Here is a 12,620-nt window from a genome sequence, read left to right as displayed (position 1 = left end):
TCGTCCAATCGGGATCAGGCGCGTGGATTGACATCACTCTGTTGGTGTGTCGGCTCCCGCTTGCAACAAACTGCTGGGCGGTGCCGGGGGAGGAGCCGGCTTGATTGTCATGGCCTTGACCCAGACTTTGTTCTTGTCCTGAAAATTCAGCGATTGCCTGCCGAAGTACAGCAGAGCCAGTGACCGGTCGAGTGTTGCCTCCGCGCGCACTCCGTCCGGCACATTGAACACCTCCAGTCGACCGCGACCGGGACGATCGGTGAGCGCCTTCTCAAAAACGGTGGCGAATTCGTAGTCGTCGGGGCAACGCAGATCCATGCCCGTCGCCGCAGCCAGGATCTCCAGATGTCGATCGGCCGACCAGCGTGAATAGCCGCGTTCGAATTCTGCCACATATTGCTTCAGACCGGACTTCTCACCTTTGTCAGTCGTTACTTGTTCCAGATTCAGCTCGCACTTCAGCACGTAGCCGATTCCTTTCGACGGTTTGTCGTCGGGGTCCTCTTCGTCCTGAGCGACCAATTCCGCGTCAAGCACCTTCCACGCATTCTGACCGCCGAGCGAAAACCACAGGGCGTTCTCGCGGAACCGCAGAAAAGCGTACTGGGGCAGCCTGATGAACTCCCACTCGGGCAGTTTTTCTGTTTTGAGTTGCGCCAGCGGTGACAGGCTGACTTGCAGGAACGATTCTCCCTGCTCGCTGACAATCTGCTGCACGGCAAGTGCCGGAATGGCCGTCAGCAGTTCGGACAACTGTTGCTGAGCGCCGTCGGATGCGTTGCTGACCCGCAATGCTCCCAGACAAGCCAAGCCATATTCTGCATTCGCACGCCCGCTCAATCGCAACTCAAGTTCGCCGTCGTCGATGGTCCAGTCGGCCACGTCAAGAATCTGAGCCGACGGAAACCGGACTCGCAGTGCATTCAACGCAGCGCGCAGGAACTCGGCCGTCTGTTCGGGAATCCGGCTTGCCCAGTGAAACGAAAAAACTTCATCGTCGGAATCAATTCCCGGCAGCCGCGACTTTGTTCGTCCGATACGCCGCAGCAACCGTTGTAGATCGGTGTCTGTGCCGACATTCACGCCGCTGGTGATCTGTATCGGCTTCGACTCATCTCGGTAGTTACACGAAAGCCACGCGCTGTCGACGTCAAACAGTGCGGATCGCATCAGTTCGATGTGATTCTCGCCCAGGGCGCGGCGAGCCTGATAATCTGCGTCGCTTTCATTGTCGAACTGCTGCAGCGCGGTGTTCTTTGTTGCCAGAAGGCGCTTCCAGATCATTTCGCGAGTCTTCCCTGAAATTCCGGAAACGTCGACGTAATGTGTCAGATCATCGTCCCGAAGCTTCGCATTTCGAGTCAGCACGCTCGTCGGGATTTCGAAGACTGCCGGTGAGCGGCCTTCCAGCATCAGTGTCCCGTCTCTTCGAACGTACCGCTCAGAGGACTTGCTTCGCGGAACCATCCGAACGTTGTTATTCCTGTCGGTGATGACACTGCTTCCTTCTACTCTTACACCCCGAATGTACTCGACAGTTCGTTTGCGTTCTTCCTCCATCCAGTCGCGCTGATAGACCAGTTGGCGCCGCTCCGGCGGTCCGTTTCTTGTGATCGTGGCCTCAGGTTCAACCGCCCGCCGAGCTTCATAGCCGGACTCCACTTCCGCCAGCCGAAGCAGATACTCCTTTTCATCCCTGACCTGGCGAAACTGGATGTATTCCCTGCGACCATCTCCGCTGGTTGAAACCAGTTCCGCAACACCCTCAACATGCATGTAGAGGCTATCTGAGAATCGGCAGATTATGTTAAGGTGTTTTCAGGAAATGGTTTCCATCACTCACAACTGACAAGGAAGTCACGATGTCTCGAGCCGCTTATCCGACCGATGTTTCTGACGCTCAGTGGGAACTTATTAAGCCGTTCATGCCGCAGTCGAAACCGCTGGGCCGCAACATCGAAGTGGACCTTCGCGAAGTGGTCAACGCGATTTTTTACATCAACCGAGCGGGCTGCCAGTGGGACATGCTGCCGCACGATTTTCCGAACTTCAAGACGGTCAACTGGTACTACAACCTGTGGCGGCGTGAAGGCGTTTGGGACAAGATGATGAACGGTCTGCGAGCCGCTGTCCGGACAGCGGCCGGACGAAATGAATCCTCCACGGTGGCCTGCATTGACAGTCAGACCGCGAAGACCGCCGATCAGGGCGGCGATGTCGGGTACGATGGCGGAAAGCGTGCAAACGGGCGGAAAAGACACATTGTCACCGATGTTCTGGGCCTGCTGATCATGGTCTGCGTGACAGCGGCGAACGTCCACGATGCGGTGGCCGCCGCTCCGATTCTGCGTCAGCTGGATGAGGACCACCCGACGATCGAACTGGTGCATGCCGATCTCGGTTACCGTGGTGATCTGGTCACGATGGTCACGCAGGAACTCAGTTTCGACCTCAACCTTTCGAACAAGCCGCAGGGGACCAAAGGCTTCCATCCGCTGCGTCAGCGATGGGTGGTGGAACGCACGTTCGCCTGGTTCAACCGCTACCGGAGACTGAACCGGGATGTTGAACGAACAACCGACTCCAGCGAGAACATGATCCGGATTTCTCAAATCCAGCTCATGCTCAACCGACTCGAACCAAAAACCAACGGACCTCCCTTTCAGTACGGAAAACACAAGACTTGATTCTCAGATAGCTTCTAGGTAGATCCGCCGGGAGCCGCAAACCATGAGATGGTCGCGGCCGTAGCGCCAATGGCAGCACTGTATGCAGCGAAGAAGGTATGTGCCGAACTTAGGCGCCGGCTTGATTCAAAGTAGCTGTCCATTGTAGCGCAGGTTGTCGGGCAGCAAGATCAACGCCTCAAGACTCGATTCTGAGAAATGACACCCCAAAGCCCCCAGTTGTTTATCTGTGCTGCGTAAAGTCGCATTCCGAGCCGGTTTGCTGGAGACTGTCAACTTCTAAAATAGACAGCTACGATTTAAACGACATGGGAGCCCACGGAGCAGTCCTGCGGATTTCAGCCGCAACGCGTGGTGAAGAGTCACGACGGACTCCGGTTGAGGCCCTGCCACGTGAATGTGGAGCTTCCGACTCCGAAGGTCAGTTATCGTTGAGACCCTGGGTCTGCGTATGTAGACGCAGTTTCCAGGTCGTTTCCCGCCTAATCACTTCGTCGGGCGGTGTGTCAGGCGACAGTCTTTCAAGTATGCTGAATCGCAGATTCTCCGGGTTTCGTGAGCGAAGGAGCTTGTTGCCCCCGTGCCCAGTCCTTCTGTAGTTCCCCCAGCGACCGAAAATGTTGTCCTTTCCGTATGCCGATCCCACGTAGCCCCTTCCATCGCTGATATCCAGAATGAAGTAGACGCCGAGCCATTGGGAAAGGGCAGCCTTCCAGGTGGTTGGCATTACCTGAAGATCGTTCCACGAGAGAACGAGCGATTTCCAATCCGGCATATGCTGGCAGAATAGAGACTCCTCAAGAATTGCGACGATGTCGAACGTGTTCCGCCCGGACCACCGACTCCATGAGATTTCCGGTGGGGGCCATCCGACGATCAGCTTGCCAATCCAATGTGAGAATGCTTCCATCCGTTCAAGATCAAACCAAAGTTGCTGTCCGGGATGGTCCGGGTGACCATATTTTTCAAGTTCGCAATGAGCCGGAATGCGCTTTCGGTCAGCGCGGCTCGTGTTCCTCGGCGGCTTTCCCATTCGATAGATTCCGACAAAAACACCACGTCCCGGTTGATCTCCGATCAGTGAGACAACATGCGTCGCTCTTCGCATCTGCCTTTCAGTACGTGGCGATTGCGTTTGCTGGTATGCATTGAATACCGCGTGCCGTTCTTCGACCAGCCACGGTAACACCCGGCGCAATTCCGGTTCCTTTGGGCGATGTCGCAACACCAAACTGGTTTCGGGATCAACCGCCGCCTCTTTCAACAAATGATTCATGTCCATTTCATCGCCTTTGCTTTTCTAACAGCTCGTGCTACCGATCTGTCTAGTGATTGTCGAAACGCTGCGGACGAAACGTGAATCTCGGTAAGGTAGGCCGTCTTCTTGGGAAAACTGTGCTATCCGCCGAGTTCTTTGCGCAGCGCTTCCAGTTCGGCTTCGACTTCGCTGGATTTTTCGCGAAGAGCCAGAGCGGCGGAGTGGACTGCGGTTTCCGATTCCAGACGGACGGGTTCCTCTTCGCCTGTGAGTTCCGTGAGCCGGCGGAGTGCTTCGGCGTGGCGGGCTTCGAGGGCCTTTTGAATTCTCAGCATGTGCTGGCGGGTTGACTCGGCCGCATCGAGTTCCGGTCTCAGGCCGTCGACCAGGTCCTCGACTTCCACTTTGCGAGTCAGCGCGTCTCTCGCACCGGATTCGTCGCTGGCGGCGAGCGCCGTGCGGGCCTTTTCGTGCCACGACGTTACCTGTGCCGAATGCTCGTCGATTTCACGACGCAGGCGATCGCGGTTCGCGGCGGCTGTTCGAGCCGTGCGGCGGGCTCCCGCCAGTCCTTCCTCCATTTCGTCGATGACTTCACGCAGCGTGGCCACGGGATCGCTGGATTCCGACAGAATCTGAGTCAGGCTGCATGTGATGATATCGGTCAGACGGCTGAAATGAGGCATGGTCGGGCTTCTCGCGGAGGCAGGAGTCAATTCAGTTCGGGAACGGTTTCTTCGGCGAATCCGCGGCAGGTGAGCTGGTATCGCAGCTTTTCCTTCGCGAGCCGAAGTCGGCTTTTGGCTGTGGGCAGCGACGTTTCCATGGCGTCTGCCACTTCGGACAGCGTCAGCGAATCGAAATGGTGCAGCATGAACGTCTGCCGCTGTTCGTCGGGCAATTCGTCCAGCAACTGTTGCACAACGGCCGCAAGTTCTTCCTGGGCCGCTCGGTTCATCGGCGAAACGACATCGGCCGGCAGAAGGTTGAGTAATTCTTCCGGATCTTCGCCACTTCGCGAAGAAAGTCTGACGCGGTGAACCAGCGCGTCCCGTTTCGCCCGGCGAACACTGTCGATCAGAAGGTTGCGGGCAATTCGAAACAACCAGCCGCGAAACCGTCCGGTCGGCAGATAGTCCCACGCGTTCCGGTACAGCCGCAGCAGTGTGTCCTGAATCAGATCCTCCGCCTGCTGCGCGTCCCTGGTGTTTCGCAGGAAGAAACCGTACAGCGGCCGCTGCCACGCTTCGACAATTTCATCGAAGGCGCGAGTATCGCCTTCCTGAAGACGAATCATTCGCAAGTCGTCATCAGTGTACTCAGTCGTCATAAAAGAGCGTTTCGGCAGCGGGGCATTTGTCTGGTGGACAACAGATTGACAGAACAAAGCTTCCGTGGAAAGCAGGAATTCCGGGAGCCGACAAACGGAACCCGAAGGCGATCAGGCGAGAACTGTCCAGAGCCGGCGTCGCGTCGGAATCGGTCGGACCAAGGCTGACGAGCCGCCTCCTGAGGGTCAAATCGGTTGATCTTGCCGGAGCCGGCGGGTTCGGTTAAGAACCCCGTAACGGAAAGGACTCCCTGCCGTTTCGCGCTTGCGTTGCCGGCAGATCGACGGAACATGAAGATGTCAAACACGTTAGGATTTGTGTTTGCGCGTGGCGGCTCCAAAGGGGTGCCCGGCAAGAACCTGCGGTTGCTGGGCGGAAAGCCTCTGATTGGCCATGCGATCGATGCCGCGCTGGCGTCCGCTTCCCTGCAGCGTGTCGTGGTTTCCACGGACTGCCCGAAAATTGCCGCAGCAGCCCGATCCTTTGGAGCGGAAGTCCCGTTTCTCAGACCCGCCGAACTGGCTGACGACCAGGCTCCGGAACGCCTTGCATGGCGGCACGCGATCGAAGAAATAGAACGGCTCGACGGGCGCCGAATTGATGTGTTCGTCAGTATTCCGGCCACCTGCCCGCTGCGACTTCCGGACGACATCGATCGCTGTGTCAACGAATTGCTGACCACCGACGCGGACATTGTTCTGACCGCGACGGAATCCGGCAGCAACCCGTTTTTCAACATGATCACGATCGCCGACGACGGTGCGGCAAATCTGGCGATGCGGCCTGCCGGAACAGTCACGCGCCGTCAGGACGCTCCCACAATGTACGATCTGACGGCCGTGTGTTACGCCGCAAGGCGAGATTCGATCTTTCAGCACGATTCGATCTTTGACAGCCGCGCGAGAGCGATCCTGGTTCCAGGGAGCCGTGCCGTCGATATCGACACGGAGTTTGATCTGGAACTGGCGGAGTTCCTGCTGAACCGCAGGCGAAGTTTGCTTCGAGCGGCTTAACGGAAGATTTTCGATGACCCTCCGAGGCCGTCGAAGCGTTGCAGCAACGGCTTGGAACTATCACCGTTCATTTCGTCGACCATGGAAGGTCACACGATGACTTCACAACCTGAATTCGAAATCGCCGGCCGGCGAATCGGCGACGGTTGTCCATGCTTCGTCATCGCCGAAGCGGGAGTCAACCACAACGGCAGTCTCGACCGCGCCTTGCAACTCGTCGACTGCGCGGCCGACGCCGGTGCCGATGCCGTGAAGTTCCAGACATTCAAAGCATCCGCCATCGCAACCGAACATGCGGCGCAGGCGAGTTACCAGCAGCGAAACACCGGTGGAGGACGGACTCAGTTGCAGATGCTGTCGGCTCTGGAACTATCGCGCGACGACCATCACCGCCTGATCGAACGCTGCCGGCAGCGCGGTGTGCTGTTTCTGTCCACGCCCTTTGATGAAGCCAGCGCCGAAATGCTGGACCAGCTAAATGTCGCCGTTTTCAAGATCCCGTCCGGCGAAGTGACCAACCTGCCGTTTCTGAAGCTGGTGGCCGGATTTGGTCGGCCGATGATCGTCTCCACCGGCATGTGTCGTCTGGGTGAAGTCGAGGACGCCGTGGACACGATCCGTGGCGTCGGCAACGAAGCCTTCGCCCTGCTCCACTGCGTCAGCGACTACCCGGCCAATCCCGCCGACGTCAACCTGCGAGCCATGCAGACTCTGCGAGCGGCATTCGGAAAACCGGTCGGGTATTCAGATCACACACTGGGAATCGAAGTCGGACTCGCGGCCGCGGCGCGGAGCGTGCGTCCTGGAAAAGCACTTCACTCTGGATCGTTCCCTTCCCGGCCCCGACCACAAAGCGTCACTGGAACCGGACGAACTGCAGCGTCTGGTCGAAGGTGTTCGCATCGTCGAATCAGCGCTGGGGTCGGGAATGAAGCGACCCGCTCCGTGCGAACGTGACACGGCTGCCGCAGCGAGAAAAAGCCTGGTAACGACGTCGCCGATTTCCGCCGGAACAGTCCTGCGGGAGGACCTGATTGCCTGCAAACGGCCGGGAACCGGGCTGCCTCCGTCGATGAAGCCGCACCTGTTGCATCGCCGCGCTGTCGCCGACCTGCCCGCCGGTCATCTGCTGACGCTGGAGGACATCGCATGAGAACTATTGCCGCCGTCACTGTAGCTCGATCGGACTGGGGCATTTACCGTCCGGTGTTGAACCACATTCAGCAGGACCCTGATCTGCAGCTGAACGTGATCGCCGCGGGAGCGCACCTGTGCGCGGATCACGGAACGACCCTGGACGAAATCACGGCTGACGGTTTCGACATCGTCGACAACATCGACATGCTCCTGCTGGCGGATACTCCCGCCGCGGTGGCGAAGTCGATGGGTCTGGGGACGATCGGGTTTGCCCAGGCGTTTCACCGATGCCGGCCGGACATCCTGCTGGTGCTGGGTGATCGCTTCGAAATGCACGCGGCGGCGCTGGCGGCCGTGCCGTTTCAGATTCCGATCGCTCATATTCACGGCGGCGAAGTGACTCACGGTGCCATTGACGACGCCTTCCGACATGCGATCACCAAGTACAGTCATCTGCATTTTCCATCGACCAGCGAACACGCCCGTCGCATCGAACAGCTCGGCGAAGAACCGTGGCGGATCACAATCAGCGGTGCTCCCGCGCTGGATAACCTGCGAATGATGCCGCTGCTGGATCGAGCCGAACTGGAGCGTCGCGTCGGCCTGTCGCTGCAGCAACCGCCACTGATGCTGACGTTTCATCCGGTGACGCTGCAGTTCGAGCAAACCGAACAACAGATTGGCGAAGTGCTGGCGGGACTTGAGGTGTTTGCCGGCCCGATCGTGATTTCACGGCCAAATGCCGATCCCGGCAATGCCGTCATTGTGCAGATGCTGGAAGATTTTTGCCGCCGCCGTCCGGAAACCGTGCTGTTTCAGAATCTGGGGACGCAGGCGTACTTCAGCCTGATGAACGAGTCTCTGGCGATGGTCGGCAATTCTTCCAGTGGCATCATCGAAGCGGCGTCGTTCGGCCTGCCGGTGGTCAACATCGGCCTGCGTCAGGCGGGGCGTCCGCGTTCCGCCAACATCATCGACGTCGACTGCAACGCGGACGCCATTCGCCGCGCGATTCGACAGGCCACGACATCAGAATTTCGCCGGCGCTGCCAGAGTCTGCCGAACATCTACGGAGACGGGACCGCGTCTGAGAAGATCGTCGGTCGATTAAAAGCGGAGCCGCTGAATGAGCGGCTGATGCTGAAGCAGTTCCGTGACCTGCCGGCAGACCTGAATTCGCAGCGCGAATCGCAGCGTCGCCGAGTCGCCGCGTAACGCGCATCATTCTCTCGAAGACGAAGCCTGCGACCACGAATCAGCATGGAGGATCCCCGAAAGAACCCAGTGAAGCACAGCGATAGAAATTCGCGACGACAACCAGTTCCGGACAGTGCGGTCTTCGGACATGGATCATGATGACCACCTGGCCGCTGCATTCCATTCTTAGCCCGAGGCCCAGCCTCCTTCTCGATAATAGTGTTTGACAATTCCATGCGAAAACTCGTTCTTTTTGGTGCGGGCGGACACGCTCGCGTGGTGATCGACGCAATTCAGGCCGGCAACCAGGCTCAGTGCTGGGCCGTTCTGGACAGCGACCCCGGTCTCTGGAACACAGAACTGTTTGGTGTACCCGTTCGCGGCGGCGACGATTGCCTGTGTGACATGATCGATGAAGGAGTCGACGCCTTCGTAATTGCCGTCGGAGGCCCGCTGCAGCGCGCATTGCGCCGGCGCCTGTTTGAGAACGCCGAAAGCCATCTGCTGCAGCCATTTACCGTGGTCCATCCTTCGGCACAGGTTTCGCCTCATGCAACCGTCGAAGAAGGTGCGCAACTGCACGTTGGCAGCATCGTCAACGCTTCAGCGCAGGTTCGCACGAATGCCATCGTCAACACGGCAGCAATCGTCGAACACGACTGCGTGGTCGAACCGCACGCTCACGTGGCTCCGCGAGCCGTGCTGGCCGGCGGAGTTCACATCGGCATGGGGGCGCACATCGGTGCCGGAGCCGTCATCAGGGAAAACATCTCCGTGGGCGCTCGAGCCATTGTCGGCGCGGGAGCCGTGGTCATTCGGGACGTCCCGCCCGATGCCGTCGTTGCGGGAGTTCCCGCCAGACCGATAGTTCGAGCCCGATCCCTCACAGAAAGTGCGGCGGCATGACACCGGACGTCAGGCAGCTTTGCGTCACGAAGGAAGTGACCATCCGGAAAGTGATGGAATGCATTGACCGTGGCGGTCACGGCATCGCGCTGTTGCTGGATGACAACGATCGCTTCGTTCGCACGATCACCGACGGCGACGTTCGGCGCGCGATCCTGAACGGAACGAACCTGGACACGGCAGTCGAGGACGTCGAAAGTCTTGCCTTCCGAAAATGCGTCACGGCCCCCGTCAACACGCCGCGCGACGTTCAGATTGAACTGATGGTGAATGCCGACATCCGGCATCTGCCGCTGCTGAACCGCGACGGAACCGTGGCTGAACTGGCATTCAGCGAAGAATTCATCGCTCCCCGAGTCTCCATGCAGGCGGTCATCATGGCCGGCGGATTCGGAACCCGATTGAAGCCGCTGACGGACGACACTCCCAAACCAATGCTGCCGATCGGCGGAAAACCGCTGATGGAACGCACCATCGAAGGTCTGCAAAGGGCCGGCATTCATCGTATCAACGTCACAACGCACTACCTGCCGGAGAAAATCACCCGATACTTCGGCAGCGGTGATCGTTTCGGTGTTGAACTGAACTACTTCAGCGAAGAACAGCCGCTGGGAACTGCCGGCGCATTGCGGATGATGGACGACACCGACGAACCGATGCTGGTTATGAACGGTGACATCCTGACAAAAGTGGATTTTCGGTCATTGCTGAAATTCCATCAGGAACACAACGCAGCGCTGACGGTTGCCGTGCGACAATATGACGTCCAGGTGCCGTACGGAGTCGTCGAGGCGAGCGGCGGCTATGTCCGCGCGCTGAAAGAGAAGCCGCGCTTCGATTTTCTCGTGAATGCCGGAATCTATCTGCTGGAACCGGCCGCTCGACGGCTGATACCCGAATCCGGCCGCTACGACATGACCGACCTGATCGACGCCCTGCTGAAGAACGGCGATGTTGTCGTCGGATATCCGATCATGGAATACTGGCTGGACATCGGCCGGCCCGATGACTTCCAGCAGGCCCAGAAGGACGTGACCGAACGACGCTGGGCTGCCTAACGATCTGCCAGGCGTGAATTGATGAATGCCGATGCGCGGTCGCCGCACGTGACGACGCGGCCCGCGCTGCGACGCGCGTGCTCGAGCCAGGCAGCCGACGGGTAGCACGTCTTCGCACAAGGCGTGTCGCGCAGCGATCGGAACTTGCTGAGGGACGGCCATTGCGGAATCCGACCGAGGATGCAGGCTGGACGCTTCAAGACGCTTTCCGACGACTGCGCCGCACAACTTCTTCGAAGATGTGGGACCCGGGGCGATCGAACGGAAGTTGCCACCAGGTTGACGCGAGATGTCGTCAGCGGGGAAGATGCGGCAGCTCCGGTCGTCGTCAGATGACCGTTTTCGAAGACGACTTACCAGTCAGGGATCCGCTCATGAAATGCCGCTTTGTTTTCCCGTTGCTTTGCCTGGCCATTGCAGTCACTGCGAATGCCGCCGAACCCGCTGGTCCCGCCGTTGTCAGTTCAGCCGCCACCAGCTCCGCCGCAACCGACCAGTCGCGAACCGCGCGGCCGAACATCGTCTTCATCTTTTCCGACGACCACGCTCCTCACGCCATCGGGGCATACGAAGGCTGGCTGAAGGATGTGAACCCGACGCCGAACATCGACAGGCTGGCGTCGCAGGGCATGCTGTTTCGCAACAGCTTTTGCACCAACAGCATTTGTGGACCCAGTCGAGCCGTCATTCAGACCGGCAAACACAGCCATCTGAACGGTTTCCGCGACAACGGAAACAAATTTAACGGAGACCAGCAGACGTTTCCCAAGCTGTTGCAGAAGGCAGGTTATGCAACAGCGATGATTGGCAAGTGGCATTTGGGAACGGATCCCCAGGGCTTCGATTATTGGAAGGTGCTGCCCGGTCAGGGTGACTACTACAACCCGGCGTTTTTGGGACCGGACGGGCGCGAAGTCATCGAAGGGTATTGCACGGATATTGTTACCGATCTGGCGATTGACTGGCTGAAGCAAAACAGCCGCGGAGACAAGCCGTTCATGCTGATGTGCCAGCACAAGGCTCCTCATCGCACCTGGATGCCGCCGCTGCGACACCTGACGCTGTATGACGACATCGACATTCCGGAACCTCCGACTCTGTTCGACAAGTGGACGGATAATGCCAGCCCGGCTCGGTTTCAGGAAATGGAAATCGACCGGCATATGAACCTGGTGTCCGATTGTTTCGGGCCGGACCTTTCCGTCGACGCGGTCGCTCAGCGGGCGACTGACAAATCCGGTCAGCGCAATCTGGCCAAACTGACGCCAACGCAGCGAGCCGACTGGGACGCCGCATTCGAGCCAAAAAACAACGAATTGCGGAAGCTGAAACTGACCGGAAACGAACTGGTTCGGTGGAAGTACCACCGCTATATCCGCAACTATCTTCGGTGCGTTCGAGGCGTCGACGACAGCGTCGGGCAAATCATGGCATTCCTGGAAGAAAACGGTCTGAGCGACAACACGGTCGTCATCTATTGTTCTGACCAGGGTTTCTACCTGGGCGATCACGGCTGGTACGACAAACGCTGGATGTACGAAGAGTCACTGAAGATGCCACTGATCGTGAAGTGGCCGGGAGTGACCGATCCCGGCAGCGTGAACACGGATCTGGTTCAGAATCTGGATTACGCGGAAACGTTTCTCAACATGGCGAACGCGGAAATTCCGTCCGACATGCAGGGCCGGTCACTGGTTCCGCTGTTGAAGGGGCAGACTCCCCAGGACTGGCGGGAGGCGATCTATTATCACTACTTTGAATACCCCAGCGTCCACATGGTCGCGCGGCACAATGGCATTCGCACGAACCGTTACAAACTGATGCACTTTTATCAGTTTGATGAATGGGAGTTCTATGATCTGGAAAAGGATCCGGACGAGGTTTCCAATGAATACGCCAATCCGGACTACCAGGACGTGATTCAGTCGCTGAGAAATGACCTGGAAGTGCTGCGGGAGAAATACAAAGACGACACGGACATGAGCGAGATGCCTGAGGAGTGGCAGAAGAAATACCGTCCCGGCGCGTAGACT

12 protein-coding genes are annotated in these 12,620 nt (G+C 58.5%); 8 read left to right on the top strand and 4 right to left on the bottom strand.

Annotated elements, in window-relative coordinates; translation table 11 throughout:
- Positions 1-33: 33 nt before the first annotated feature.
- Positions 34-1,776 carry a hypothetical protein gene (locus R3C19_22500; GenBank protein ID MEZ6063125.1) on the bottom strand — a complete coding sequence of 581 codons (1,743 nt, stop codon included), beginning with the start codon at positions 1,774-1,776 and terminating at the stop codon, positions 34-36.
- A gap of 86 nt (positions 1,777-1,862) precedes the next feature.
- Here R3C19_22500 and R3C19_22495 point away from each other — a divergent pair, with 86 nt between their 5' ends.
- Positions 1,863-2,687, top strand: coding sequence for an IS5 family transposase (locus R3C19_22495; protein MEZ6063124.1), 825 nt, complete (start codon positions 1,863-1,865; stop codon positions 2,685-2,687).
- A gap of 421 nt (positions 2,688-3,108) precedes the next feature.
- Here R3C19_22495 and R3C19_22490 read toward each other — a convergent pair whose 3' ends face one another.
- The 3 genes from R3C19_22490 to R3C19_22480 all read right to left on the bottom strand — a co-directional run bounded on the left by R3C19_22490 (position 3,109) and on the right by R3C19_22480 (position 5,242).
- Positions 3,109-3,969 (bottom strand): GIY-YIG nuclease family protein, encoded by an 861-nt coding sequence (locus tag R3C19_22490; GenBank protein MEZ6063123.1) that lies wholly within the window; start codon positions 3,967-3,969, stop codon positions 3,109-3,111.
- 116 nt (positions 3,970-4,085) lie between these two features.
- The gene (locus R3C19_22485) at positions 4,086-4,631 is read right to left on the bottom strand and encodes a PspA/IM30 family protein (GenBank protein MEZ6063122.1); all 546 of its coding nucleotides are present in this window, start codon (positions 4,629-4,631) and stop codon (positions 4,086-4,088) included.
- Between the two features lie 26 nt (positions 4,632-4,657).
- The gene (locus R3C19_22480) at positions 4,658-5,242 is read right to left on the bottom strand and encodes a sigma-70 family RNA polymerase sigma factor (GenBank protein MEZ6063121.1); all 585 of its coding nucleotides are present in this window, start codon (positions 5,240-5,242) and stop codon (positions 4,658-4,660) included.
- Positions 5,243-5,572: 330 nt separating this feature from the next.
- Between R3C19_22480 and R3C19_22475 the strand changes: the two genes are divergently transcribed.
- From R3C19_22475 to R3C19_22445, 7 genes are all read left to right on the top strand, one after another.
- Positions 5,573-6,289, top strand: coding sequence for an acylneuraminate cytidylyltransferase family protein (locus R3C19_22475; protein MEZ6063120.1), 717 nt, complete (start codon positions 5,573-5,575; stop codon positions 6,287-6,289).
- A gap of 96 nt (positions 6,290-6,385) precedes the next feature.
- Positions 6,386-7,246 (top strand): N-acetylneuraminate synthase family protein, encoded by an 861-nt coding sequence (locus R3C19_22470; GenBank protein ID MEZ6063119.1) that lies wholly within the window; start codon positions 6,386-6,388, stop codon positions 7,244-7,246.
- Positions 7,218-7,442, top strand: coding sequence for a hypothetical protein (locus tag R3C19_22465; protein ID MEZ6063118.1), 225 nt, complete (start codon positions 7,218-7,220; stop codon positions 7,440-7,442). The genes R3C19_22470 and R3C19_22465 overlap by 29 nt, the downstream gene beginning before the upstream one ends.
- The gene (gene neuC, locus R3C19_22460) at positions 7,439-8,641 is read left to right on the top strand and encodes a UDP-N-acetylglucosamine 2-epimerase (GenBank protein MEZ6063117.1); all 1,203 of its coding nucleotides are present in this window, start codon (positions 7,439-7,441) and stop codon (positions 8,639-8,641) included. Before R3C19_22465 ends, neuC begins: the two co-directional genes overlap by 4 nt.
- Positions 8,642-8,857: 216 nt before the next feature.
- A complete protein-coding gene (locus R3C19_22455) occupies positions 8,858-9,529 on the top strand; it encodes an acetyltransferase (protein MEZ6063116.1) in 672 nt (223 codons plus the stop codon).
- Positions 9,526-10,587: a nucleotidyltransferase family protein gene (locus R3C19_22450; protein ID MEZ6063115.1), complete on the top strand. Its 1,062-nt coding sequence runs from the start codon at positions 9,526-9,528 to the stop codon at positions 10,585-10,587. Before R3C19_22455 ends, R3C19_22450 begins: the two co-directional genes overlap by 4 nt.
- 374 nt (positions 10,588-10,961) lie before the next feature.
- Positions 10,962-12,617, top strand: a complete 1,656-nt coding sequence (locus R3C19_22445) for a sulfatase (GenBank protein ID MEZ6063114.1) — start codon at positions 10,962-10,964, stop codon at positions 12,615-12,617.
- Positions 12,618-12,620: the final 3 nt, after the last annotated feature.

It is taken from the genome of Planctomycetaceae bacterium, assembly GCA_041398785.1.
Taxonomy (GTDB): domain Bacteria; phylum Planctomycetota; class Planctomycetia; order Planctomycetales; family Planctomycetaceae; genus JAWKUA01.
The sequence above is the reverse complement of the archived record's forward strand: the minus strand, read 5'-3'. Positions and strand labels throughout refer to the sequence as shown.

What these genes read in the sequence shown, in the direction of transcription:
- R3C19_22475 (MEZ6063120.1), top strand. Translation starts at nt 5,573, where the DNA reads ATGTCAAACACGTTAGGATTTGTGTTTGCGCGTGGCGGCTCCAAAGGG.
- R3C19_22500 (MEZ6063125.1), bottom strand. Translation starts at nt 1,776, where the DNA reads ATGCATGTTGAGGGTGTTGCGGAACTGGTTTCAACCAGCGGAGATGGT.
- R3C19_22470 (MEZ6063119.1), top strand. Translation starts at nt 6,386, where the DNA reads ATGACTTCACAACCTGAATTCGAAATCGCCGGCCGGCGAATCGGCGAC.
- R3C19_22465 (MEZ6063118.1), top strand. Translation starts at nt 7,218, where the DNA reads ATGAAGCGACCCGCTCCGTGCGAACGTGACACGGCTGCCGCAGCGAGA.
- R3C19_22445 (MEZ6063114.1), top strand. Translation starts at nt 10,962, where the DNA reads ATGAAATGCCGCTTTGTTTTCCCGTTGCTTTGCCTGGCCATTGCAGTC.
- R3C19_22490 (MEZ6063123.1), bottom strand. Translation starts at nt 3,969, where the DNA reads ATGGACATGAATCATTTGTTGAAAGAGGCGGCGGTTGATCCCGAAACC.
- neuC (MEZ6063117.1), top strand. Translation starts at nt 7,439, where the DNA reads ATGAGAACTATTGCCGCCGTCACTGTAGCTCGATCGGACTGGGGCATT.
- R3C19_22480 (MEZ6063121.1), bottom strand. Translation starts at nt 5,242, where the DNA reads ATGATTCGTCTTCAGGAAGGCGATACTCGCGCCTTCGATGAAATTGTC.
- R3C19_22495 (MEZ6063124.1), top strand. Translation starts at nt 1,863, where the DNA reads ATGTCTCGAGCCGCTTATCCGACCGATGTTTCTGACGCTCAGTGGGAA.
- R3C19_22450 (MEZ6063115.1), top strand. Translation starts at nt 9,526, where the DNA reads ATGACACCGGACGTCAGGCAGCTTTGCGTCACGAAGGAAGTGACCATC.
- R3C19_22485 (MEZ6063122.1), bottom strand. Translation starts at nt 4,631, where the DNA reads ATGCCTCATTTCAGCCGTCTGACCGATATCATCACATGCAGCCTGACT.
- R3C19_22455 (MEZ6063116.1), top strand. Translation starts at nt 8,858, where the DNA reads ATGCGAAAACTCGTTCTTTTTGGTGCGGGCGGACACGCTCGCGTGGTG.